This window comes from Sulfuritalea sp. (assembly GCF_031426875.1).
Taxonomy (GTDB): Bacteria; Pseudomonadota; Gammaproteobacteria; order Burkholderiales; family Rhodocyclaceae; genus Sulfuritalea.
On sequence record NZ_JASJPC010000029.1, the window covers coordinates 14252 to 39611 of the forward strand.

A 25360-nucleotide genomic window follows, 5' to 3' on the forward strand; every position below is an offset into this window, starting at 1 on the left:
GGATGGCAAAGCTGACGGAATTCGCTTGCCGCGGCCGCGCCCGTCGCCGGAAAACTACCAGGCGGCGGGATCTCAGGCCGGGACGACGCGGTTCTTGCCGACGCGCTTGGCCAGGTACATGGCCCCGTCGGCACGCTTGAGCGCCTCGTAGGGATCTTCCGCATTGCGGATTTCGGCCACGCCGCAGCTGAAAGTGATCAGCACCTTTTCATTGTTGTTGAGGAAGAACTCGCGCGTCAGTTCGCGCTGCACCCGCGTCATCACCGACACGCCGTCCTCGACGGAGGTGTTCGGCAACAGCACCACGAACTCCTCGCCGCCATACCTGGCCAGCAGGTCCTGGGGCCGCACCGTTTCGCGCACGACTTTCGACAAATGCACCAGGGCCGCGTCGCCCACGGCATGCCCCAGGGTATCGTTGAGTTTCTTGAAATTGTCGATATCGAGCAGCGCGATGCTCAATGTTCCGCTCTGCCGCTTGAGCCGGGCGATCTCCTTTTCGAGCGCGTCGTCGAGGCCCTTGCGGTTGAGCGCGCCGGTCAATTGATCGAGCCGCACCAGTTCGCTGGCACTCGACAATTCGGTCTGCAGCCGCGCCACCACTTCCTCGGCGTCGCTTACCCTGCTGCGCATCGTGCTCAGTTCGTCGCGCGAGCGCGCCGCATTGAGCTGGACCACCCGGGTCGCGCGCATCACCTCGTCGAGCACCTCGGTGAGTTCGGCGATATTGCCGGCCTTGCTGATCTTTTCCGAGTAGCCCTCGATCTTGCTGTGGTAATCGCCGGTCGTCTCGGAAAAATCGGCGAGGCGATCGACGAAGGTCGCCAGCATGAACTTGAGACGATCGTTGGCTTCGTGCAAGTTCTTCTTCAGCGAACTCTGCTTGACGATGACATCTTTCATGCGGCGCTCGACGTCGTCGATTCTGCGCAGACTGAGCGGTTGCTGGATCAGATCGCGCACCACCTTGATCTGCCCGGTCAACCACTGGTCCTCGACCACCAGCTCGCTGATGTTGTCGATGATCAGCTGGACCAGGTGCATCAGCGCGGCGCTCAGTTCGGACTGGTCCTCGGCGACGAACAGCGCCCGGTAGCTGAGCTTTTTCAGGCGTTCGGAGATTCCGCTCAGGGCTTCGGCAGTTTGCGCGGCGTGTACCGAGCGCGATATTTCGGCCGCCTCCGCGGCGAGATCGGGGCTGTCGCGCAACACGATCGAGAGCGTGTTGTCGAGCAGTTGGACGATGATTTCCCGCAGCTCGTTGGTCCCCAATTGCCAGCCCGACGACGGGCTCGACGCGCTCCGCTCCGGTATCGGCGCCGCGGCCGATGGCGTTGGCGCAGGAACCGCATCAACCATGGGCGCGGCCGTGTCGGCCCTGTCGATGAACGCATTTTGCGACCAGGAACGAATCAAGGCATGTAGCCGACCAAGCTGTAGCTCGGGACTACCGGAACCGGACAGCACGCGGTCCAGCGCCTCCTTTTTTTTGGCGGCAGTGAGACCGGCATGGTGGGTTTCCAGTTGCAGCAGCAGCTCCCGGATCAGGCCCGGCCAATTGTGCGACTCGCTGCCCGACTTGACCAGGAATTCGGTCAAGGCGCTGCCGACGCCATCCCAGCTACCCTTGGCAACCCCGGCCTCGAACTGGCGCACGAAGCGCAATTGCTCCGGACCGCTGCGTGGCAAGCCGGCAAGCAGGCCCTTCAGTTCGCGTTCGGGGAAGGACGCCGGTGCCGGCGCGCCCGATATCTCGAAATAAACCGCCCGATAGTTGTCCGGCGTTGCAGGAATCTTTTTCGATGCGAGCCGACGCAGGGTTTCTCGCGCAAGTTCGGTCTCGGAAAGCGGAGCAGAATCAGCCATGGTTTACCTTTGTCTCATCAGTGCGGCACCTGGTCGCAATACTCATTCCGCAATATCCGTGCCGCCACAATATTGCCGGACGATGGAGCGTTGGGCCGGAATCCTTGCGGCCATGGCACCGATCGCTCGTGTCGCTCATTGCGACCGGCCGCAATCATAGGTGTAAAAGCGCGTCTTGCGCGCGTCAGGCACGTCGATCACGTCCAGCGCAACCTGTCCCGGGATGGCGAAACTATTGCTGACCAGGCGGGCGCACGGGGACATCTCGGTGCGCGCCTTGATACCCAGCGCCGGCATCGCCGCCGGCGAAAGAAACGCATAGACCAGGTCATAGCCGGCCAGCGAATGGGTCCAGAAGTCGCCGCAACGGATGCTGAGATTGCGCTGGCCGCGCGCCCGCAGCCAGGCCCAGGCCCATGTCAGCGGCGCATGCTCGAAGCCGACAAAGCGGCAGTCCGGACGGGCGGCTGCCAGTTGGCGCAGCACGGCGCCATCGCCGCAGCCCAGATCGATCACCCGGCAAGGACCGGCGGGCAGTTGCAGCTGCAGGGCATCCCGGCTCCGGCGATTGGTCAGATACAGAGGCACGCGACTCTTGTCGGTGCGCCAGAAAACCAGTAGCAACAGCACGAATCCGCCGCCCCAGACCCAGCCGGGCAAGGCCATGCCGCGAGCCATGACGGCCAGCGGCAGGAAACACAAATGTATCGGCAGCCACCAGATCGGCGCCCCCCGGCGCCAGGCGATGAGCAGCGCCAGCACGCCCTGCAGCGTGGCGAGAAGCAGCGGCTGCCCGAACAATGCGGGGGCCGCCAGCAGCGCCAGGCCGCCCGCGATCAGCGCGCCCAGCACCTGGGCGAGCAGCGCCGGCGCCAAGGGATGTCGGTCGCCGGGCGCTACCCCATCGCTCGCTGCCGCACCGCCCAGCACCGGGTCGATCCCGGTCATGCTTGTCCGGTCCGGCTGTGACGTGGGGGGCCGCCTCACTCAGGGCACCCAGAACCGCTCGATATTTTTCAGTCCCCAGCGGCTCGCATCCTCGCGGCTGACGATCTTGTCCTTTGCGGCGGGAAGCGAAAGGTCGATCACCTCGGGCGGGATGTGCGACTGCGAACGGGTCGAGAAGAATACCTTGACGCAGGGCGTCAACAATGAACCGCCCGACTGCTCGACGACGACACCCAGCCGCCCGGACGCCAGACGCACCAGCGAGCCGATCGGGTAGATGCCGATGCACTTGACGAAAGCCTGGAACACGCGACTGTCGAAGTGGCCGCCGCACCATTCGGCCATTTTGCGAATCGCATCGGCCGGGTCCCAGCCGTCCTTGTAGGGCCGGTTCGAGGTGATCGCATCATAGACGTCGCAGACCGCCCCCATTCTTGCATAGAGGCTGATTTCGTCGCCCTTGAAGCGCCGCGGATAGCCTGCGCCGTCCATCTTTTCGTGGTGGTGGAGCACCACGTCGAGCGGAATTTCGCCGCTTGCCGCGCCGGCCACCAGAATCTCGTGCCCCTGTTCGGGGTGACGCTTGATGACGGCAAATTCCTCGTCGGTCAATTTGCCCGGCTTGTTGAGGATCTCGATCGGCGTCTTGGCCTTGCCCAGGTCGTGCAGCAGTCCCGCCTTGCCGAGTTCGCGGGTGGTCGCCGCATCCAGCCCCAGTTGCCTGGCCAGCGCCACCATCAGCGCAGATACCGCCACCGAATGCAGGTAGGTGTAATCGTCGGCGGTTTTCAGCCGCGCCAGACTGATCAGCGCGCCGGGATTGCGCATCACGGAGTTCGAAATTTCATCGACCAGCGCGTCGGCAGCCGTGGACGATATGGCCTTGCCCATGCGCGCTTCGTTAAACATCGAAACCACGGCACTCTTGCCGCGGGCACAGATCCTCACGGCGCGCGCAAGCTCTTCGATGGTGGCCACCGGTCCGCGCGTCGCGCCTTGCAGGTCCGCCTGCGCCAAGGCCTGATCCACCTCGGCCGCAACCTGGGCTTCGGTGCGGACTTCCGCGCGCGGCTCCGCCTGCAGCACGTCGAGTCCCAAGGCGGTATCGATCCAGACTTCGGTAATGCCGCTTTCGCGCAGGCGGCGCATGTCCTCGGCATCGTCGAGAACGAAGCGCGTGCGCCAGAACGGGTGATCCATCCACGACCCGCACAATTCGTGGATGTGCATGCCGATGCGCAGATTCTCGACGCCGATGCGTTTCAGCATGCCGGACCTGGAAGCTGCGGTGCGCGACGGCAAGGCTGGCTTCGGGTCGGCACGAATCCGGTCATCGCAGGGGTCACCTGCTGCCCCCACGCGACCGGGAGGCGCCGCCCGTTGCGGAACGCGCGGGCGTCGTCGGGACATAGCGGAGCTCGCCTTCACCGACTTCAAACCGGCCAGCGAGCGCGCCCGGTGCCGGCGGTGGCGTCTTGTAGGCCTGAAAGCCGCACTCCTGCAGCTCGGTGACGTACCAGATGTTGTCGGCCTTGAGTATGAACACGCCGGGCTGCGGCCGATGGACATCCATGGTGAACTGGCTGGTGGTCTTTCCCGGCAGCGGATAGCGCCGCTGGCACCGTGGAGTGCCGGCGACTATCAAGGTCGTCTGCCAGGGCCCGGCAAGATAGGTCTGCTCACGAATCACGGACAGCGATTGCCCCGGATCGCCTTCGGTGACGAAAGCCAGTTGGCTGTCGCCGCAGGCGCCGAGCAATGCCGCCGAACACAGAATTGCCTGTCGCCTGGCAGCTTGCAGGCTGCGCACTGCGCCAAGACCGCGCCAGTTGGCTGCATTCCCGTCCATCAACTTTCCAATTCCCACGCCTGAACCCTCTATCCGATTGCGACTGTTGCCCTTGTCCAACGTGGCTCTGCCGCCACGACAGCCGCCAACTTTAACCGAGATTCCTCGAACCCAGTGGGGGCACATGCGGCAGTACATGCGACTGCGGACGGCGAGGAGAAGATGCTAAAGTTGCGCACACACGGTGTGCACACGGACGCAGGCCAATTGGCTGCAGTATTTCCCTGCTGTGCGATAGCCGCAATCGCCCCGGTGGCGTTCGCTGAACAGACTCAAAGGGGTGGAGAAGCGCATGAATTGGCATTTCCCGGAAAAATGGTCGCTCAAGGCGCGGGTGACCCTGTTTACCCTGGTGATTTTCCTGTTCGGCATCTGGTCGCTGGCGTTCTATGCCAGCCGCACCCTGCGCGAGGATATAGAAAGACTGCTCGGCGAGCAGCAGTTCTCCGCCGCGTCATTCATCGGCAAGACGATCGACCAGGAATTGGCAAACCGGCTGGGCACGCTGACCGAATTCGCGCCACTCGCCGTGCCGACCATAGCGCAGGGCCCTGCCGCGGTCCAGGCATTGCTGGAACGGCGCCCCTATCTGGCAAGCCTGTTCAACGGCGGTGTCGGCGTCTACCGGCCGGACGGCACGCTGATCGCCGCCGTGCCGAACGGTGCGGAGCGTCTCCAGGCCGACACCGCCGAATTCGATAGCGTGGCCGCCGCTCTCAAGGAGGGGGTCACCAGCGTCGGCCGGCCGTTCGCGGGCAGCAAGTCCCCCGGGCCTGCCGTCGGCCTGGCGGCGCCGATACACGATGCGGCCGGCACGGTGATCGGCGCCCTGGTCGGCGTGATCAATTTCGGCGAATTGAATTTCCTCAACAACATAACCGGAGGCCGCTACGGCAAGACCGGTGGCTATTTGCTGGTTGCCCCGCAGCATCGTTTGATCGTCACCGCCACTGACGAACAGCGCAACCTCGAAATACTCCCCGCCCCCGGCATCAACCCGATCATGGACCGTTTTTTTGACGGCTTCGAAGGTTCGGAAGTGTTCTTCAATCCGCTGGGCGAGGAAGTGCTGATCTCCGCCAAGTCCGTCTCCGTCGCTGGCTGGTACCTGGCGGTCTCGCTGCCAACCGCGGAAGCCTTTGCCCCGATCCGCGCCTTGCAGCAGCGCATGCTGATCGCGACGATCTTTCTGACCCTGCTGGCCGGCGGGCTGACCTGGTGGATGATCAGGCGCCAACTGGCACCGGTGATTGCCGCAGCCCGCAGCCTGGTCGCTATGTCCACGGCCAACAGCCGCCCGGAGCCGCTGACCGTCACCCGCCAGGATGAAATAGGCGACTTGTTCCGCAGCTTCAACCAGCTGCTCGGAATCGTCGCCCAGCGAGAAGACGAACTGCGGGAAAGCGAGCATCTGCTCAGGGAGTCGCAGACCATCACCGGACTCGGCAGCTACTCCATCGATGCCGACACCGCGCGCTGGACCAGTTCGGAGGTGTTCGACCGCATTTTCGGCATCGACGATTCCTATGAGCGGTCGATGGCCGGATGGGCGGCGCTGATCCATCCGGATGACCGCCTCGCGGTATTGGATTACCTGAAGGAAGATGTCCTCGGCCGCAACCAGTCTTTTGACCGGGAGTTCCGCATCCTGCGCCACAGCGACGGCGCCCAACGTTGGGTCCGCGGCCTCGGCGGCGTCGAGTTCGACGAAGCGGGCCGGCCGCTGAAAATGCGCGGCCTGATTCAGGATATTACCGAGCGCAAGTACACGGAACTCGCCTTGCTCGAATCGAACCAGATGAACCGGGAAATCATCGCCAGCGCCAGCGAAGGAATCATCGTGTATGGCCCCGACCTGCGTTACCGGGTATGGAACCCCTACATGGAACAGCTCACAGGAATGTCGGCGCAAAACGTGATCGGCCACGATCCCTGGGAGATCGTGCCTTTCATGGCGGAAAGCGGCGTCATGCTGCGGGTCGAACGCGCGCTGACCGGCGAAACCCCCGAAGCTATCGAGTTTCCCTTCGCCGTCAAGCGTACCGGCCGCGCGGGCTGGGCATCGGCCCTGACGGCCCCGCTGCGCAATACCCGTGGCGAAATCATCGGAGTCATCGGAACGGTGCGCGACGTTACCGAGGTCAAGCGTGCCGAACTCGCGCTCCGCGACCTGAATGACCGGCTCGAAGCGCGCGTCCGCGAACGCACCAGCGAACTGGCTACCACCATGCGCCAGGCGGAAGCCGCAAACCTCGCCAAGAGCGTGTTCCTCGCCAACATGAGCCACGAGATTCGCACGCCGATGAACGCGATCATCGGCCTCACCCATCTCCTGCGCCGCAGCACCCCCACGGCCGAGCAGGCCGACAGGCTGGCCAAGATCGACGCGACGGCGAATCACCTCCTCGCCGTCATCAACGACATCCTCGACATCTCGAAGATCGAAGCCGGCAAGCTGACCCTGGAGCAGGCGAACTTCCCGCTCTCATCCATCCTCGATCATGTCTCTTCGCTGATTTCCGACCGCGCCCGCGGCAAGGGACTCAGCATCACCCTCGACGTCGCCGGGGCGCCGGTCTGGCTGCGCGGCGACACCACGCGCCTGCGCCAGGGACTGCTCAACTATGCCATCAACGCCATCAAGTTCACCGAAAGCGGGGGCATCACGCTGCGCGCCCGGCTGCTGCACGAGGCTGGCGACAATCTTCTGTTGCGCTTCGAAGTGACGGATACCGGGATCGGCGTCGCCACCGACAAGATCGCCAACCTGTTCCACGCCTTCGAGCAGGGCGATGCCTCGACCACGCGCAAGTATGGCGGTACCGGCCTGGGCTTGGCCATCACCCGGAGGCTGGCCGAGCTGATGGGGGGGGAAGTCGGCGCCGAAAGCACGCCAGGGGGCGGCAGCACCTTCTGGTTCACGGCTCGACTGCAGCGTGGCACGGGCGTAATGCCCGTCGCCAGCGAAGTCGCCATGGAGGACGTCGCGACGGAACTGCGCCGTCGCCACGGCGGCGCGCGCGTGCTCCTGGCCGAAGACAACGCCATCAACCGGGAAGTCGCGATGGAACTGCTGCACGGTGCCGGACTGGCCGTGGATATTGCCGTGGACGGCCTCGATGCCCTGGAAAAGGCCCGCGCCATTCCCTTTGACCTGATCCTGATGGACATGCAGATGCCGCACATGGACGGCATCGAGGCAACCCGCGCCATCCGCTCCCTGCCCAACCGCGCCGACACTCCGATCCTGGCGATCACCGCCAACGTCTTCGAGGAAGACCGGCGCGCCTGCGCCGAGGCGGGAATGAACGACTTCGTGACCAAGCCGGTGAATCCCGACGACCTCTACGCGGCGCTGCTGAAATGGATGCCGAGCGCGGGACTGACGCCGGCGCCGACCAGGGACATGGCGCCGAGCCCGGCGCCGCGGACCCGGATCGCTCCTGCCGAAATAGACGCCTGGCGGCAGCGGCTGGCGCAGGTTGCCGGTCTCAATATCGAGCATGGCCTGACGCTGCTGCGCGGCAGCGTCCCCAAACACCGGCAGATGCTAAGCCTGTTCGCCCAGACCCATGCGAACGATACCAAGGCGCTTGCCGAAGCCCTTGTTGCCCGTGATCTGGCCGCACTCCACCGGCTGGCCCATACCCTCAAAGGCTCCACCGGCACCATCGGCGCGACTGCGGCAACCGCGGCCGCGGCCTCGCTGCATGCGGCACTGCGCGAGAATGCGCCGAGCCATCAGATAGAAATCCGCTGCTGCGCATTGATCGCCCAGATGCGTGCACTGGTTGAAGCGATCAACGCAGCGATACCGGATACGGTCAGCGCCGCCAAGTGCGGCGGCCTGGGCGAGGTCTGAGCCTGCAAAAAGCATTTGATCCGCAGATTTCGTCGATTAACGCAGATGGATCTGGGCGTTACTTGGCCAGGCCGTAGCACCTGCCGGGTGAGCGGTGGACACCGGCCACTGTTCTCTGCCTAATCTGCTTCATCTGCGGATTGAACCGGGTTTTTGGGGTACGCGCAGGCAGCGCCGCGACGTGCGGCCGCCGTGTCGCCAGCGCCAACTTTCCCTGGCTCTCGGCTCAGCGCGATTCCTTGATCAGCCGGCCGTTGGCTGCCTGTAGCGGACGGGCATTGCTGCGGAACACCCGCGAAAAGATTGCCACCTGTTCCGCGCCGATCTGCGCCGGCTGCTTCAGCACCATCCACAACACGCCCTCGGTGCAGGGCGGCGTCGTCAGGGAACCCATATAGGTCCAGTAGGCGCGATTCTCCGGCAACAGGCTGTTCACGTCGATGGCGTCCTCGGACGCAAACTCGACACCCGGCTCCAGCGGCAGGTTGTTCCATAAGGTCTGGATCAGCGGGTGCTCGGCGCCTTTTTCGAGCAACACCGCGACGATGGCGACTTGCCCATCCTCGCTCCGATGCACCAGATGCGCCGACATGTCATAACTGCGGCCATTGATTCTTTCCTCTGCCGGCCTATGGAATTGCAGTTGCTGCAATTCATAGCGTTTGCCCATCACGGTCAGGCCCTGACCGGGCGCCAGCTTGACCTGCACGGCGCGGCCGATATCGATGATGCGGAACTGCGCCAGCCGGTAATCGAACTTGATGCTTTCGAGATTGACCGCGATGCCGTCGCGAATGTCGATCGGCGACTGGCGCTTGCCGCTGCCGCAGGCGGCGTAGTCGCTGCGCAAGCGTGCCCAGTGGGACGGTCCGCCCTCACCCTCGTAGGCCCATTCGATACGCCTGGGCGCAGCCGGGACGGCAGGCGCCACCTCTGCCGCCGTTTTTTGTTGCGCAGCCTTGCGCGGACCGGATGTGGCGTAATGCAGTTCGCGCTGCCGCCTGGCAGAAGCCGAATCCAGGTCGCGCGGAATCGCCGGCGCTGCCGCCACTGCAGGCTTTGCGGCCGCAGGCTTCGGCCCGCCGGCAACCCCGGCCTTTACCGCCGCCTCGGCCGCCGCGGCCTTGTCGATGGGCGGCAGGACGATCAGTTTCGGCTTGTCCGCTGCCGGCACCGGCACCGTATCGGCGACCGGCGTCAGCCGCCGCGCACCGGCCTCGGCCGCCGCGCTGCGCATGTCGGCATGCATCGCGGCCGGACGTTCGACCGGCGTGACTTTCGCCGTTTCCACCGCCGCCGGGGCGGACACCGCTTCCTGCGCGCCTGCTGCACCGGCAAGCCTGGCGCTGCAGGCGACATTGAACAAGCGCTCGTCGATGCTGCCGATAACCACCGCGTTGGCCCGTCGACGCGCCACGACGTCTTCGCGCACCAGGCTGTCGCCGCTGAAATAAACCCTGCGCAGCGTGGTAAAGCGGCGGGCCGCGCAATCGTAGAGATTCTGGGCGTGAATCGTGTCATAGACGCCCCCGGGATCATTAACCGGGCGATCCAGCTTGACTCGGCTCCAGGCCGTGGCGCCGCCGGAAGCGGGTTCGATGCGCGTGCGGTCGATTTCTATGGTTTCGCTGCGACCGGCAAGAATGCCCTGCCAGTTGCCGCCGGCGCTCGCGCCCAGCCCGACGACGGGCAGGGCCAGCAGCCCGACGGTGCACGCCACGCGCATTACAGACATGATTTCCCTTTTTTCTTTTCGGCCTAGCCCGATTTACGGCATCCAGGCGGGAGACTTGAGGCGCAGGCGGCCAACCAAGGCGCCTGCCGGGGACGCTGACTCAGACCTGCATGTTCATGATGTCGTGATAAGCCGACACCAGCCGGTTGCGCACCTGGACCATTTGCTGGAAGGACAGGCTGGCTTTTTGCAGGTTGATCATCACATCCTGCAGGTTGACGTCGCTCTGGCCGCTGGAGAAATCCTCGGCCAGCTTGCGCGCATCGACCTGGGCGGCGCTGACGTCGTCGATGGTGCTCTTGAGTACCTGGGCAAAGTCGGGGCCGCCGGCAGTAGGCTCGCTGCCTGCGGGTTTCCCGCCCGCCAAGGAGGCCGCCGAGCGCAGCTCGGAAAGCATCTGGTCGATTTGTCGCGTGTCGATGGCCATGGCCGGGGTAACCCTGATAAGTTTGTTCAGTTGAGAAGCAGCAAATGGCGTGCCAACATGGCTTGTCGCCTCATTCGTCCTCGCTCCCCGCCAGCAGGCCTTCGGCGCGATACTGGTTCAGCTTGTAGCGCAAGGTCCGTTCCGAGATGCCCAGGATGGCCACCGCCTTCTTGCGCGAACCGCCGACACGGGCCAATACTTCCTGGATGTGCTGCCGTTCCAGATCCTTCATGTTCGGCGGAGCGCCGCCGTCGCCCGAGCCCGGGACAAGAGTTGGCGCTGGCGACACGGCGGCCGGGACCGGCTCGGCCGCCGGATCGCCCGCCCCGGCTGTCACGCTTGCCACGGCAGCCAGGCGATCGAGCGGCAGATTTTCCGCCCTGATCGATTCGCCGGGTTCGAGAATCAGCGCACGCTGCACGACGTTCTCCAGTTCGCGCACGTTGCCCGGCCAGGCGTAGGCGGCCAGCCGCTCCTCGGCCGCAGCGGCAAATGTTGCCGCCCTCCCCGCCGCGGCGGCCATTTTCGCCAGCGCCAGACGCGCCAGGGGCACGATGTCGCCGGGACGCTCGCGCAGGGGCGGGATTTCGAGCGGGAACACGTTCAGGCGATAGAACAGGTCTTCGCGAAAACGCCCGGTCCGCACTTCGCCGGCCATGTCGCGGTTTGAGGTCGCCAGCACGCGGATGTCGAGCGCCACCGGCTTCTTGCCGCCGACCCGCTCGACCTCGCGTTCCTGCAGCACGCGCAGCAGCTTGGCTTGCAGGCCGAGCGGCATTTCGGAAATCTCGTCGAGCAGCAGGGTGCCGCCGTTGGCCTGCTCGAACTTGCCGGCCTGGGCCGTTTGCGCCCCGGTGAACGCGCCTTTTTCGTAGCCGAACAGCGTGGCTTCGAGCAGGTTGTCAGGGATCGCCGCGCAATTGATGGCGACGAAGGGGCCCTTGGCGCGCGCCGACTGGTCGTGGATGTAGCGCGCGAAAACCTCCTTGCCGACGCCCGATTCGCCGGTCAGCAGCACGGTCGCGTCGGTGCGCGCCACGCGCGCGGCCAGGAGCAGCGTGGCGCGTGTCTTGGCATCGACGGCGACCACGCCTGCCGCCGGCGCGGGCGGTGTCGCATAGCGGGCGATCTGGTCGATCAGGGCCTTCGGTTCGAAGGGCTTGAGCATGAAGTCGCAAGCGCCGCCGCGCATCGCCGCGACGGCCTTGTCCACATCGCCGAATGCGGTCATCAAGAGCACCGGCAAGCCGGGATGGCGGTTGCGGATTTCGCCGAGCAGGACCAGGCCGTCCATCGGCCTCATGCGCAGGTCCGAAACCACCATGTTGAAGCTTTTGCCGCGCAGCGCCGCCAGCGCCGCGGCGCCGCCATCGGTGCCGGTCACCGCGTGGCCCGCCGCCTCCAGGGTGATCTGCAGCGCGTCGCGCAGGGCATCGTCGTCCTCGACGACAAGGATGCTCAGTTTTTCGGACATGGCAGGCTGACGATGAAGCGGGCACCGGCCCCGGGGTTGGAGACGACATCGATGCCGCCGCCATGGGCACGCACCACCCCGCGCGCAATCGCCAGACCGAGGCCGGTGCCGTTGCTGCGGGTGGTGAAGAATGGCTCGAACAGGCGCGCCGCGGTCGCCGCGTCCATGCCGGGGCCGTTGTCGGTCACGGCCAGTTGCAGCGTTTCCTCCTCGCAGCGGGCCGACAGTTCGATACGGCCGGCCGGCCGGCCGTCGACCGCCTGCAGGGCATTTTCCAGCAGGCTGGTCAGGGCGCTGACCAGCGACTTGCGCGTGCCGGTGAGCAAGCCTCCGTCGCTGTGATCCGCGACGACGAATCCGGCTCTGGCGGACAGGGCCAGCGGCTCGAAATTGCGCGCCAGCTCGGCCAGCAGATCGCTCACGGCGAAGCGTTCGCGGCCCAGCACCTCGCCGCGGGCAAACAGCAGCATGTCCTGGATCAGGTGCTCGATGTGCTTGAGCTGCGCCACGGTCTTGCCGGCAATCGAGGCCCGGCTGTGCGCCGGTATTTCGGCGCTTTCGAGGTTCCCGGCATACAGCAGGGCGGCTGTCAGCGGCGTGCGCAACTGGTGCGCCAGCTGCGCTGCCATTTCGCCCATCGCGGCCAGGCGCTGGGTGCGTGCAGCCTGGGTTTTCAGCTGTTGCGCCTCGGTGATGTCGTGCAGCAGCACAATGCGGCCGCCGGCCGAATCGAGCGGCGTGACGTCGACCGCGAGACGCCGTTCGCCGGCTATGAATTCGCCGGGGGTGTCGCCGGGCGTCAGCGCCTCCGCATAAATCGCCGCCCAGCCGGCATCGACGTCCACGCCACCGAGAAAGTCGCTGGCGGCGGGATTGGTCTGCACCACGTTGCCGACATCGTCCAGCACCACAACGCCGGCCGGCAGCGCATCGAGCAGCAGGCTGAGGCGTTCCGTCAGCGCGGCCTTTTCCTGGTACTGCTGGCGCAGGGCGCCGTTGGCGGCCGCCAGTTGCTCGGTAAGCCGCGCCACCTGAACCTGCAGTTCGCTGTAGGCCCCGCTCAGCTCCTCGGAAGCCTGGCTGAACATGCGAAAGGCCTCGGTCAGGCGCAAGGCCTCTTCGGGCGCAACCTGGGCGGCCGAGGCCGGAACGCCTGGAGGCTTGGCAGTGTCTGAGGGAAGTACCATGTTCTGCGATGATGGCAGAATCAAGGTTTGCAAACAAGGAAACGGGTATCCGATATACCGGTAAAAATTGCCGCTTCTTTCGGGAATCAGTCTTGCTGTGCCAATCCATACTCTGCACGCGGGTAGACCGACCGCGGAAACCACGCTGAATACAGGACAGTACAGGACACAATGGCAGAAACCGCAACTGCAGCAACAGGCTTCCCGCTTTCGGTGGAGGCCTTCGCACGCCTCGGCGCCGGCCAGAAGCTGGTTGCCATGCTTGGCTTCGCCCTGTTCCTGGCGGTTCTGATCGGCGGTCTGCTGTGGGCCAAGGAGCCTTCCTATGCCGTGCTTTTCTCGATCGCCGACGAAAAGGACGGCGGCAACATCGTCGCCGCCCTGCAGCAGCAGAACGTTCCCTACCGCTTCAGCGAAGGCGGACACACCATCCTCGTGCCGCAGGCCGTGGTCCATGACACCCGCCTGCGCCTGGCCGCACAGGGCCTGCCCAAGGGCGGACTGGTCGGCTTCGAACTGCTCGAAAACCAGAAAATGGGCATCAGCCAGTTTGCCGAACAGGTCAATTACCAGCGCGGACTCGAAGGCGAACTGGCACGCTCGGTACAGTCGCTCGCGGCGGTCAAGGGCGCCCGCGTGCATCTGGCCATCCCCAAGCAGTCAGCCTTCCTGCGCGACGATCAGAAAACCTCTGCCTCGGTGCTGGTCAGCCTGGTTCCCGGCCGCCGCCTCGAAGCCGCCCAGGTCGCCGGCATCGTCAATCTCGTCGCATCGAGCGTGCCGCAACTGACGCCGGGCCATGTCAGCGTAATCGACCAGGACGGCAACCTGCTGTCGCAGCAGAAGGATCCCCTGCGCGACGCCGGGCTCGACGCGTCGCAGATCAAGTATGTGCGCGACATCGAGGCGGCCTATGTGAAACGCATCGAGACGATCCTCTCGCCCATCGTCGGCGACAACAATGTCCGCGCCCAGGTGGCGGCCGACGTCGATTTCTCCCAAACCGACCAGGTTGCCGAAACCTTCCGCCCCAACCCGCAGCCCGGCACCGCCATACGCAGTCAACTGACGGCCGAATCGGGCAGCGGCTCCCCGGCGGCGGCCGGGATTCCAGGCGCCCTCAGCAACCAGCCGCCGGCCCCGGCGACCGCACCGCAGTCCCTGACCGGCGAGTCCGCAGGTCTCGCGTCCGGCGCGTCCGGCACGCAGAATTTCAGCAAGAGCGCGACGACAAACTACGAAGTCGACAAGACCGTGCGCCATACCAAGGTCGCACCCGGCGCCATCCGCCGCCTGTCGGTGGCCGTGGTGGTCAATTATCGGACCGCGGCTGCCGCCACGCCACAGGCCGCCAGCCGGGCGCCGGCCAAACCGCTGCCTCTGTCCGAGGCCGACCTGAAGCAGATCAACGATCTTGCGCGCGAAGCCATGGGCTACAACCAGGAACGCGGCGACACCCTCAACGTCGCCAATGCGCCATTCACCGTGATCGAAAAAGAGGTCGTGCCCGAACCGCCGCTGTGGGCCAATGCCGAACTGATTGCCACACTGAAGGAGATCGGCAAGTACCTGCTCGTCATTATCGGGGTGTTCTGGGTGTGGACCCGCATGCTCAAGCCGATGCTGCTGCAATTGTCCGAAGCGGCCTCGCGTGCCGCCGCACGCTCGGCCGCAGCGGGCGCCGAGCGCGCGCCAAGCGCCGCGGCCTACTCCTACGAAACCAAATTGGCCGCGGCGCGCGAAATGGCCAAGCAGGATCCCAAGGCGGTCGCCGCGATGATCAAGGAATGGGTTGGCCGCGGTGGGAGCTGAAAGCGAAGGCATCGAAAAAAGTGCCATCCTGCTGTTGTCGCTGGGCAAGGACGAGGCGGCCGAGATCCTGCGCAACCTCGGGCCCAAGGAAGTCCAGAAAATCGGTCACGCCATGGCGGCGCTCAAGCAGGTGGCCCGCGACCGCGTCGAGTCGGTGATCGACGAGTTTACCCAGCAGACCGCCAAGGGATCGCCGGTCGCCGTCGACAATGAAACCATCAAGGAGATGCTGACCAAGGCCCTGGGCGACGATCGGGCCGGCGCGCTGATCAACCGTATCATGTCGGGCAACGACACCGCCGGCATCGAAGGCCTGAAATGGCTGGATGCCGCCAGCGTCGCCGAACTGATTCGCAACGAGCACCCGCAGATCATCGCCACGATCCTGGTGCACCTCGAGTACGACCATGCCGGCGACATCCTCAAGCATTTCACCGACCGCTTGCGCAACGATGTCCTGTTGCGCATCGCCACGCTGGACGGGGTGCAGCCCACCGCCTTGCGCGAGCTCAATGAAGCCCTGACGCGGATCCTCTCCAGCGCCTCGGGCAACATCAAGAAGACCGCCATGGGCGGCATTCGGCACGCCGCGGAAATCCTCAACTTCGTCGGCCAGACCAACGAGACGGCCATCATCGACAACGTCCGCGAATACGATGCGGACCTGGCGCAGAAGATCCTCGACGAAATGTTCATCTTCGAGAACCTGCTCGATGTCGACGATCGCGGCATCCAACTGCTGCTGCGCGAGGTTCAGTCGGATGCGCTGATCATCGCCCTCAAGGGATCGTCGCCGGAACTGCGCGAGAAGATTTTCAAGAACATGTCGCAGCGTGCCGCCGAAATGCTGCGGGAAGACCTCGAATCCAAAGGCCCCGTGCGTCTTTCCGAAGTCGAAAACGAGCAAAAGGAAATCCTCAAGGTCGCGCGCCGCCTGGCCGAGGAAGGGCAGATCCAGCTTGGTGGTGGCGGCGAAGGCGACGCCTTCGTCTGAGAGCTTGTGAATAAATCTACTGCGCGTGCCGGATCGGGGCTTGGGCGGTGCTCGCTATCCTCACATATAACAACATATGTTCCGGTAGCTGCGCTCCGGCCGCACCCCGCTACGGCCCGCTCGCTACGATTTCTTCACAAGCTCTGAGCGCCCGAGGCCGGGCGCGGGTCACTTGATCGACGGTGGTGTCGGCGGCGTTGGCGGCGTCGGTGCGATCGGCTGGATGGGGCCGGGTCGTTGGGGTGCTGGATTCACGGCTTGCGGAATGGCGCCGAACACGGCCATCCAGAGCTCGTTGGCACGGGCCTGCGGAACCGTCGGCGGCTCGGCCGGCAGCGTGGATTCGTCCTGGTTGGCCCAAGCCGCAGCCACTGCATAGGCTGTCCGCCAGTTCCTGAGAACCTGAGCCATCACCTCGTCCTGCGTGGGCACCGCCAGCGTGCAGACTTTGGATTCGCTGACCGTCTCCAGCTTCATGGCGCGGTTCAATTCGTTCAATGCGCCGAGCGTCGCGCAGCCCTCCTTGACATCGAGCCCCGTCATGCCGACGGAAACGCCGGTGCCCACATAGGGAATCGACGTACCTGCCATTCCAGCGACATGTCGCGAAACATTCCGGTAGACCCGGCGTGCCAGTTCAGCCGAAAACCGTTTTCCGGCCTCGCGCGCAGTCGCGAGCTGCTGCGTCAAGCGCCGGTTGCCGGCGGTGAGTTCGAGATTGGACTTCTCCAGTTCGAGCAGCTTTTCCTGGAGTTCCCTGGCTTCCTTTTCCTGGATCGCATATTTCTCCTCCAGGCGCATCAGCGCCGACTCGATGTCGGCAGCCGCGGCCGAACTGTCCGCATTCGCCGGCGCGGTCGCTGCGGTCGCCGCGGTCGCCGAGGTCGTCGCTGCCGGTGAATTTCCGGCGCCGCTGTCCGGCGCCAGTTGGGCCAGCGCAACCTGGCCCAGCCCCAGACCCAGGACCAACAGCGCCACGCGCAAGCGCGCGGCACGGCTTGCTTCCGGTTTGCCATCCTCGATCACGCGAAATCTCTCTGTCATGGCAGCGGCGATCTCCGCATCCTTCCTGTTTTCCGGCCTCGCATGGACAGCGAGCGGGTTCTCCGGCAGCAGCGAGCGCTGTCCCGCGAAGACGGGCCGCCCGGTCCGGCGCCGGCAATCTTACCGCGGGCCGGATGCCGCGGCTCAGGCCAGCGGCTGGAACAGCACGTCGAGGTCGCTGGCGGTGATCAGATGGCCGCCGCCTTCGCCGCTATCGCCGCCCTTCTTCAGCAACTGGTCGGCGAGACCGCGCTTGCGATTCTGCAGGGCGAGGATCTTTTCTTCCACGGTACCCTGGGTCATCAGCTTGTAGACGAATACCGGCTTGTCCTGGCCGATGCGATGCGCGCGCGCCGTGGCCTGCTCCTCGACCGCCGGGTTCCACCAGGGATCGTAGTGGATCACGGTGTCGGCGGCGGTCAGGTTGAGGCCGGTGCCGCCGGCCTTGAGGCTGATCAGGAACAGCGGTACGCGGCCTTCCTGAAAATCCTTGATCGGGGTTTCGCGGTCGCGGGTCTGGCCGGTGAGCCGGGCGTATTGGATGCCGCGCTTTTCGAGCTCGAGTTCGATCAGCCCCAGCATCGAAGTGAATTGCGAGAACAGCAGCACCTTGCGGCCCTCGTCGAGCAATTCATCGAGCATTTCCATGAGGGTCGCCAGCTTGGCCGAATGGGCGTGGCCTTTTTTCACCAGCGCTTCGGCGGCCGGCAGCTTGACCAGGCGCGGATCGCAGCAGATCTGCCGCAGTTTCAACAGCGCGTCGAAGATCATGATCTGGCTGCGGCCGACGCCCTGTTCGGTCAGCACCAGGCGCAGCTTGCGGTCGAAGGCCACCCGCAGCGATTCGTAGAGGTCGCGCTGGCCGCCCTCGATCTCCACCCAGCGCACCATCTCGGTTCGCGGCGGCAGGTCCTTCAGCACCTGTTCCTTGGTCCGCCGCAGCAGGAAGGGCCGCACCCGCTCGCCCAGGCGCGTGCGCATCTCCTCCTCGCCGAGCTTTTCGATCGGGGTGCGGAACACCTGGGTAAAACGCTTGGCGTTGCCCAGCAGGCCCGGCATCAGGAAGTCGAATTGCGCCCAGAGTTCGCCCAGGTGGTTTTCCAGCGGCGTGCCGGTCAGCGACAGGCGATGGCGCGCCTGCAGGCTGCGCGCCACCTGGTGCGCCTGCGCCTTGGGATTCTTGATGAACTGCGCCTCGTCCATCACCAGCAAATGCCAGTCCTGCGCCAGCAGGGTTTCGCGGTCGCGCACCAGCAACGGATAAGTGGTCAGCACCAGGTCGGCCTGGCCGATCTCGCCGAAGCGTTCGGCGCGGTCCTTGCCATGCAGGATCAGTACTTTCAGATCGGGCGTGAACTGCGCGGCCTCGTCGCGCCAGTTGGCCATCAGGCTGGTGGTGGCGACCACCAGGCTGGGGCGGTCGGCGCGGCCCGAGGTTTTTTCCAGATGCAGGTGGGCGAGGGTCTGCACCGTCTTGCCCAGGCCCATGTCGTCGGCCAGGATGCCGGCCAGGCCGTATTCGCGCAGGAACTGCAGCCAGTCGAGGCCGATCTGCTGATAAGGGCGCAATGTCGCGGTGAATCCGGGCGCCGGCTCGTAGCGCGTCATGCCGGAAAAATCGCGCAGGCGGCGGCCCAGGTCGCGCAATTCCTCGCCGCCTATCCATTGCGTCGGCAGTTCGTCGAGGCCGGCCAGGGCGGCGGCGTTGTGGCGCGACAGGCGCGGCCGGTCTTCGTCGAGAAATTCCAGCAGCGGCAAGAGCCAGGCCTTGAGCCGGCCGGCCGGCACCGGCAGGATGCGTCGCGCGTCGAGCGCGACGGGGAAGGTCTGGCTGTCCTCGAGACCGCGCACCACGCCGAGCAGGTCCGGCTGCTCGCGCAGCAGGCGCAGCAGCGGCGGCACCAGGCTCACGCGCTCACCGGCAACGCGGACACCGAGATCGAGATCGAACCAGTCGCTGCCGACAGATTCCTCGACCGCGACGAACCAGTCTTCCGCCTGGGCGATGCAATACGGGAAGTCGTCGGCAAACTCCACCGGGATTTCCCGGCGTTCCAGCGCCGGCACGCCCTCGTTGAGGAAGGACAGCCAGCCGACGGCGTCGTTGCGCAGCGGCATCAGGCCATCCTCGGTCCCCTCCAGGCGCTGGTAATTTCCCAGGCTGCGCTGCCAGCTTTCCAGCCCGATGGATTGCAGCAGACGCCAGACTTCGCCTTCCGCTTCCAGGTCGCGCTGCAGCGTCTGCCACTGGCCGTCCACGCGCTGCCGCATGAAGGGCGAAGGCCGTTCCACGCCGATCACGCTCAAGCCCTGCGGATAGTCGAAGTGCAGCACGGCCAGCGCCAGGTCGTCGTGCAGGCGGTTCATGGCGAGATGGCGGAAGCGGCCCTGGGTCAGCACCAGGCGCGCGCTCGGCTTGCCAGCGGCGACGGCCTCCGGTGCATCGGGCAGCGGCAGCGGCACCTGACGCTCGCGCGCCAATTGCGCCAGTCGCTGACGCACCATGGGCGCGTCGGCTTCGTTCAGCGGCGGCGCCTGCAGCAGCTGCTGCAATAAATGATCGGACAGCTCCGACTGCAATTCGCCGACCATGCGGCCTGCCGTGTCCAGATAGAACGGCGGCGAGGTCGGGATCATCTGCAATTCCGGCGGCAGATCGAAGCTCAGTTGCTGCAGGCCGGCCGAGTTGTGGGTCCACAACAAACCCAGGGGCCGCGGCGCGCCGGTGGCAAGCGGCAGTTCAACCAGGCCATCGAGATACAGGCGTCCCGTGCGCAAGGCCAGCCGCAACAGCAGGGCACCGGTCTCGCCGCTGAGGTCCACGGCTTCGTTGTAGAAGTAGCCGCCGCCGGCCTGCAGCGCCAGGAACAGGCGCAAGGGCGGGATATCCTCGTCGAGGATGAAATCGCGATGGCTGCGCGCAGCGCCCAGATCGTAGGGCTGCGGCCGGTAGATCGCCGGTTTGCCGAAGCCGCCTTTCTTCAGCGGCCGGCTCTTGCCCAGGGAAAGACTGGGCGCGGTGCCCGGCTGCAGCAGATAGACCACCCGCGGCTGGGAGCGCAGCGGCGTCGGCCTGGGCATCTCCGGCTTATCGAGGGAACCCAGCCAGTCGAGCGTCGCAGCGCTGGGTTCCGGGTAGTCGCCCTGTTGCCCCTGGACCGCGCCGCCGTGGCCGAACAGGCCGCCAAGATCCGCGCTCTGCTGCAGTATCTGCAACACCGCCACGACATGCTTGCAGTTCTCCTGCATGGGGCACATGCAGGAATTGTCGACATCGACAATCGCGCCGCCCGGATCGGTTTCCAGCCACAGGTCGACTTCGTAGGGACGCTTGCGGGTGCCCTGAACCTCGGCCTCGACGTGGATTTCGTCCGTTGCGTGCTCGACGCGCTTGACGCGCACACGCCCTTCCGCTGCGTAGGCAGCGCCGCGTTGCAGGGTTCCGCTGTCGAAGCGGTCGAGCAGTTCGCCTTGCGGTAAGTCAGCGGAAATGGGCTTGGCGGGCATGCAAGGCAGTCATGGTCGAGGGGCGGCGACCTTAGCACATACCGCGCGTCCTAAGTATTTCAATAACAGCGGCGATATCTGACGACGGGTGTTGCAAGGCCTGCGGACCGCGTCGCTACGGCTATCCGTCAATCCCTGATTACTTTTTTCAACTCATTGATAAAAATATGTTTTTGATGGATCGGCAGGAATTTCGTTTAGGCTATCCGACAAATTAGATATCGCCTGCGGCAGCATTCTTCCTGGCTGTAGCGCCGGCCTTCCCGACCGCCAACCGACACCCGACCATGCCCATGCGCCCCGCCCAACTCACTTTCGTCCTCGAACGCGAATTCCTCAGCACCGCCGATGGCCACCACACGCCGGTCATGCTCTGGGGCCCGCCCGGCGTCGGCAAGTCGCAGATCGTGGCCCAGGTCGCCGCGCGCAATGCGGCCCCGGTGATCGACATCCGCCTGTCGCAGATGGAGCCCTCGGACCTGCGCGGCATCCCCTTCCGCGTCGGCGACACGGTCGAGTGGGCGGTGCCGGCCCTGCTGCCCAATGCCGAGCGCCACGGCCCACGCGGCGTGCTGTTCCTCGACGAGATCACCTCGGCGCCGCCCGCCGTGGCTGCGGCCGCCTATCAGTTGATCCTCGACCGGCGCCTCGGCGACTATCGCATTCCCGACGGCTGGGCGATCTTCGCCGCCGGCAACCGCCAGGGCGACCGCGGCGTCACTTACGCCATGCCGGCGCCGTTGGCCAACCGCTTCTCGCACTTCGAGGTCGAGGTCAACCTCGACGACTGGGCCCTCTGGGCCTACGCCAACGGCATCGACGAGCGGCTGGTCGGCTTCCTGCGCTTCAAGCCCGAGCTGATTTTCAATTTCGATCCGGCGCGCACCCTGGCCGGCGAAATGGCCTTCCCCAGTCCGCGTTCCTGGGAGTTCGCCCATCGCGCGCTGAAGAAGTTCGGCGACCATCCGGAAATGCTCGCCGGCGCGCTGGCGGCCTGCGTCGGCCATGCCGCCGGAGTCGAATGCGCGGCCTGGATCGAGAGCCTCGACCGCCTGCCGGACCTCGACGCCATCGTCGAGGGCCGCGACGCCGCGGTGCCGGCCGAAATCGACCTGCAATATGCGGTGGCCGCCGCGCTGGCGGGCCGCGCCCTGCGCGCCAAGGGCACGCCGCAGGCGCCGCAGGTCTGGGGCAACATCCTCGACTATGCGCAGCGCATGCCGCTGCGGGAAATGGGTGTGATGCTGGTGTCCGACATGCATCGCGGCATCGGCTCGAAACTCTTCGCGGTGCCGCAGTTCGCCGGCTGGGCCAACGCGGTGGCCGACGTCATGCTCTATGAGTGAGGTGGCGGCCACGCCGGCCGCCGGCGCCGCGGCCAAGCTTGCGTCGGCGCGAGCGAAACTGATCCTCGACAAACCCTTTCTCGGCGCACTGGTGCTGCGCCTGCCGCTGGTCGCGGCCGGCCCCTGGTGCCGCACCACGGCCACCGACGCGCGCAAGCTGTACTTCAACCCGCAATGGATAGGCTCGCTGAGCAGCGCCGAACTGCAGTTCGCCCTGGCCCATGAGGCCTTGCATTGCGCGCTCGGCCATTTCGCCCGGCGCGGCCACCGCGTCCAGCGCACCTGGGACCTGGCCTGCGATTTCGCCATCAACCCGCTGTTGATCGACGAAGGCCTCAAGCCGCCGCTGGGCTCGCAGGTGCTCTCCGTGTATCGCGGCATGGCCGCCGAGGAGATCTACCCCTGCCTCGACGACAGCCTCGACCAGGAAACCCTCGACGACCATGTCTGGGACGGCGACGAGGGAGGCCGGGGCGGCCTGGACGAGGACCAGAACGGCGATGAAGACAGCGGCACCGGCAGCGCGGCCGCCACGCCCGCCGATGGAGATGGTGAGACGCCGCCAAGAGTTGCCGCTGGCGATACGGTGGACGCGCCTCACGACATCCCGCCGCCGCTCACTGCCAGGGAAAAGGAGCAGTTGCAGCAGCAGTGGCAGCGCCACCTGGCCGGGGCGGCACAGCGCGCCCGTGAAGCCGGCAAGCTTTCGGGCAACCTGGCGCGGCTCGCCGAATCCGCGCTGGCGCCGCAGGTGTCGTGGCGCGCCGCGCTGGCGCAATACCTGTCGCAGGCCGCGCGCGACGACTACAGCTGGCTGCGGCCGTCGCGGCGCAGCGGGGAGTCTTCCAGCGATGTGCTCTGGCCGAGCCTGCGCAGCCATGCCGGCGACATTTTCGTCGCGCTCGACACTTCGGGCTCGATCAGCGATACCGACCTGGCGCAGTTCGTCGGCGAACTCAACGCGATCAAGGGCACGCTGCCGGTGCGCATCACGCTGCTGGCCTGCGACGCGGCGCTGGCGCCCGACGCACCCTGGGTCTGCGAGCCCTGGCAGGAACTGCGCCTGCCGCGCAAGTTCGCGGGCGGCGGCGGCACCGCCTTCGCCCCGGTGTTCGAGTGGCTGGAGCGCGAGGGCGCACATCCCGACGCACTGCTGTATTTCACCGACGGCGAAGCCGAGTTCCCCAAGCTGGCGCCCTACTACCCGGTGCTGTGGCTGATCAAGGGCAAGGCGCCGGTGCCCTGGGGTCGGAGGATCCAGCTCAATTGAAAACCGCAGACCTGGCCCCCGAGGACGCGCTGCGCCTCAACGTGCTGCTGGCCGGCGAACTCCATGCCGTGCGCATCGACGAGGGCGCGATGACCCTGCACGCGCTGACACCCAAAGGCGAGGCGAAAATCAGCCTGCATCGCAACTGCCGCGCCGACCTTTACGTGATGCGCGTGCGCGAACTGCTCGGCGGCCATGCGCTCGATTCGCCCGGCGGCTACCCGGTGCATCTGCGGCGCTGGACGCGCATGGGCCACGCCAGCCCGAAGAATCTGGCCGCCCTGCTCAAGCTCGGCGAACCCGAGGCGGTGACCGCCGTGGCGCTGGCGCCGACGCTCAGCGACGAACTGGCGCGCCGCGCCTGGTGGGCCTTGCCGACCATGGAGGTAGCGCGCTACATGCTTGGCCATGCCGCCGTGCGCGCGGGTGCGATGGGCCCGGTGCTGGCGGGCTTCCTGATCGAGCATCTGCCCTTCGAGGAAGACCCGGTCCTGGCGATGAACTCGATCCGCGCCGTGATCGGTGCCGGCCTGCTCGACGCCGCGGCCAGCGAACAACTGTGGGCCAAGGCCAGGCGCCGGCCGCACTATTTCATCGGCTTTCTGGAGCATCGGCCCGATGCCCTGCCGGCCGGCGCGGAACTCTCCATTCCGGCACAACTGCAGGCACGCGCGGCGGCCGGGGATCCCTGGGCACGGCAGTTGGTGCGCTGCCGTGCGTCGAGCGGTCAGAGCTTCCTCGCAGCCGCCGAACTGGTCCTCGACAAGCCGCCGACGCACGAGACTGTGTATCTACTGCTCGACATCCTCGGCAACTATTTCGCGCCGCTGCGCGAGCTCGAAATCCCGGCCGACCTGTCCGCAGAACTGGGTCGCGAAATCGAGGCCATGGCCGCCCTGTCGCGCATCTCGAATGAGGCCGCGATGCCCATCCTGACCCGCACCAGCGCGATCGGACCGCTGATGCGGCGCCACCTCGAACCGCTGTTTGCGCCTCTCATCGGGCACATCCGGGTGCTGCGCGGAGTCGCCCAATGAAGGCCGAACCGGATAGCCGGGAGCGATCGGCGCATAGCCGCTAACCACCGCGCGAGCGCGAGATTTCCGCAGGCAGTTGATCACAAGCACTTTTCAGCGCGCCACCGGGCGGGCATGGATTTTGTATGAAGTTTTCACTAAACTTCATATCGCCCCAAGGAAAGGTCAGCGCCGATGGAAAGCCTCAACGAATGGATCGCCCTGCTCGCCCTGGTTTTCATCCTCGGCGCCAAGCACGGACTCGACGCCGACCACCTCGCCGCGATCGACGGCCTGACGCGCCATAACCTGCGTTTTGCCCCGGCGCGCGCGCGCTGGTGCGGTTCGCTGTTTTCCCTCGGCCATGGTGCCGTGGTCATGCTGATCGCGCTCGGCGTCGGCCTGGCATCCAGCGCCTGGCAGGTACCGGCGTGGATGGAAGACCTCGGCACCTGGATTTCGATCGGCTTCCTCTGCTTGCTCGGCACGCTCAACCTGCGCGCCGTGCTGACCGCGCCGGCCGACGCGATGGTGGTCACCGTAGGCATCAAGGCCGGCCTGCTGCGCCGCCTGCAGGCCACTTCGCATCCGCTGGCGATCGCCGCGGTCGGTGCGCTGTTCGCGCTGTCCTTCGATACCCTGAGCCAGGCCGCGCTGTTTGCCGTCACCGCCACCCAGCATGGCGGCATCGCCCATACCCTGATGCTGGGCCTGGCCTTCACCGCCGGCATGCTGCTGGCGGACGGCGCCAATGGGCTCTGGATCGCCCGCCTGCTGCGCCGCGCCGATCACCGTGCGCGCATCGCCTCGCGCGTCATGGGCCTGATGGTTGCCGCGATCAGTTTTGCCGTGGCCGGTTTCGGCTTGGCGCGCTGGCTGCGCGCCGACGTTTCGCAATGGTACGAAGGCAAGGAAGTGCTGGTGGGCGCGGCAGTCATCGTCCTGCTCGGCGCCAGTTTCCTGGTCGGCAACTGGCTGGCGCGCGACACGCGGCTGAGCGCGGGCACGGCGAACTGAGGCGGC

Annotated in this window: 17 protein-coding genes; 7 read left to right on the forward strand and 10 right to left on the reverse strand. The window is 66.0% G+C overall.

Annotated features, from left to right (window positions below; all coding sequences use genetic code 11):
- Window positions 1-72: 72 nt before the first annotated feature.
- The 4 genes from RMO95_RS13900 to RMO95_RS13915 form a co-directional block, all read right to left on the reverse strand.
- Entirely contained in the window at window positions 73-1866 is a 1794-nt protein-coding gene (locus RMO95_RS13900) for a diguanylate cyclase (protein WP_310451235.1), read from the reverse strand.
- A gap of 135 nt (window positions 1867-2001) precedes the next feature.
- Window positions 2002-2814, reverse strand: coding sequence for a class I SAM-dependent methyltransferase (locus RMO95_RS13905; protein ID WP_310451236.1), 813 nt, complete (start codon window positions 2812-2814; stop codon window positions 2002-2004).
- Between the two features lie 39 nt (window positions 2815-2853).
- Window positions 2854-4083, reverse strand: a complete 1230-nt coding sequence (locus tag RMO95_RS13910; RefSeq protein WP_310451237.1) for an HD-GYP domain-containing protein — start codon at window positions 4081-4083, stop codon at window positions 2854-2856.
- A gap of 73 nt (window positions 4084-4156) precedes the next feature.
- Entirely contained in the window at window positions 4157-4663 is a 507-nt protein-coding gene (locus tag RMO95_RS13915; protein ID WP_310451238.1) for a hypothetical protein, read from the reverse strand.
- A 292-nt stretch (window positions 4664-4955) separates the two neighbouring features.
- Between RMO95_RS13915 and RMO95_RS13920 the strand changes: the two genes are divergently transcribed.
- Window positions 4956-8525, forward strand: a complete 3570-nt coding sequence (locus RMO95_RS13920; RefSeq protein WP_310451239.1) for a PAS domain S-box protein — start codon at window positions 4956-4958, stop codon at window positions 8523-8525.
- A gap of 226 nt (window positions 8526-8751) precedes the next feature.
- On the opposite strand, the gene RMO95_RS13925 is transcribed toward RMO95_RS13920, so the two are convergent.
- The 4 genes from RMO95_RS13925 to RMO95_RS13940 form a co-directional block, all read right to left on the reverse strand.
- Window positions 8752-10260, reverse strand: coding sequence for a carbonic anhydrase family protein (locus RMO95_RS13925; protein WP_310451240.1), 1509 nt, complete (start codon window positions 10258-10260; stop codon window positions 8752-8754).
- A gap of 100 nt (window positions 10261-10360) precedes the next feature.
- Window positions 10361-10687, reverse strand: a complete 327-nt coding sequence (gene fliE, locus RMO95_RS13930; RefSeq protein ID WP_310451241.1) for a flagellar hook-basal body complex protein FliE — start codon at window positions 10685-10687, stop codon at window positions 10361-10363.
- Window positions 10688-10757: 70 nt separating this feature from the next.
- A complete protein-coding gene (locus tag RMO95_RS13935) occupies window positions 10758-12161 on the reverse strand; it encodes a sigma-54 dependent transcriptional regulator (protein ID WP_310451242.1) in 1404 nt (467 codons plus the stop codon).
- A complete protein-coding gene (locus RMO95_RS13940) occupies window positions 12146-13348 on the reverse strand; it encodes a sensor histidine kinase (RefSeq protein WP_310451243.1) in 1203 nt (400 codons plus the stop codon). Before RMO95_RS13940 ends, RMO95_RS13935 begins: the two co-directional genes overlap by 16 nt.
- A gap of 171 nt (window positions 13349-13519) precedes the next feature.
- On the opposite strand from RMO95_RS13940, the gene fliF reads away from it, so the two are divergent.
- Window positions 13520-15160: a flagellar basal-body MS-ring/collar protein FliF gene (gene fliF, locus RMO95_RS13945; RefSeq protein ID WP_310451244.1), complete on the forward strand. Its 1641-nt coding sequence runs from the start codon at window positions 13520-13522 to the stop codon at window positions 15158-15160.
- On the forward strand, window positions 15150-16154 hold the full coding sequence (gene fliG, locus RMO95_RS13950) for a flagellar motor switch protein FliG (RefSeq protein ID WP_310451245.1): 1005 nt from the start codon (window positions 15150-15152) through the stop codon (window positions 16152-16154). The genes fliF and fliG overlap by 11 nt, the downstream gene beginning before the upstream one ends.
- A gap of 168 nt (window positions 16155-16322) precedes the next feature.
- Here fliG and RMO95_RS13955 read toward each other — a convergent pair whose 3' ends face one another.
- On the reverse strand, window positions 16323-17198 hold the full coding sequence (locus RMO95_RS13955; protein WP_310451246.1) for a hypothetical protein: 876 nt from the start codon (window positions 17196-17198) through the stop codon (window positions 16323-16325).
- 144 nt (window positions 17199-17342) lie between these two features.
- Entirely contained in the window at window positions 17343-20705 is a 3363-nt protein-coding gene (locus RMO95_RS13960; protein WP_310451247.1) for a DEAD/DEAH box helicase, read from the reverse strand.
- A gap of 287 nt (window positions 20706-20992) precedes the next feature.
- Between RMO95_RS13960 and RMO95_RS13965 the strand changes: the two genes are divergently transcribed.
- The 4 genes from RMO95_RS13965 (at window position 20993) to RMO95_RS13980 (ending at window position 25354) form a co-directional block, all read left to right on the forward strand.
- Complete coding sequence (locus RMO95_RS13965; RefSeq protein ID WP_310451248.1) at window positions 20993-22051, forward strand: MoxR family ATPase; 1059 nt, start codon at window positions 20993-20995, stop codon at window positions 22049-22051.
- A complete protein-coding gene (locus RMO95_RS13970) occupies window positions 22044-23321 on the forward strand; it encodes a DUF2201 family putative metallopeptidase (RefSeq protein ID WP_310451249.1) in 1278 nt (425 codons plus the stop codon). Before RMO95_RS13965 ends, RMO95_RS13970 begins: the two co-directional genes overlap by 8 nt.
- The gene (locus tag RMO95_RS13975; protein WP_310451250.1) at window positions 23318-24358 is read left to right on the forward strand and encodes a hypothetical protein; all 1041 of its coding nucleotides are present in this window, start codon (window positions 23318-23320) and stop codon (window positions 24356-24358) included. Before RMO95_RS13970 ends, RMO95_RS13975 begins: the two co-directional genes overlap by 4 nt.
- A gap of 174 nt (window positions 24359-24532) precedes the next feature.
- Window positions 24533-25354 carry a nickel transporter gene (locus RMO95_RS13980; protein ID WP_310451251.1) on the forward strand — a complete coding sequence of 274 codons (822 nt, stop codon included), beginning with the start codon at window positions 24533-24535 and terminating at the stop codon, window positions 25352-25354.
- Window positions 25355-25360: the final 6 nt, after the last annotated feature.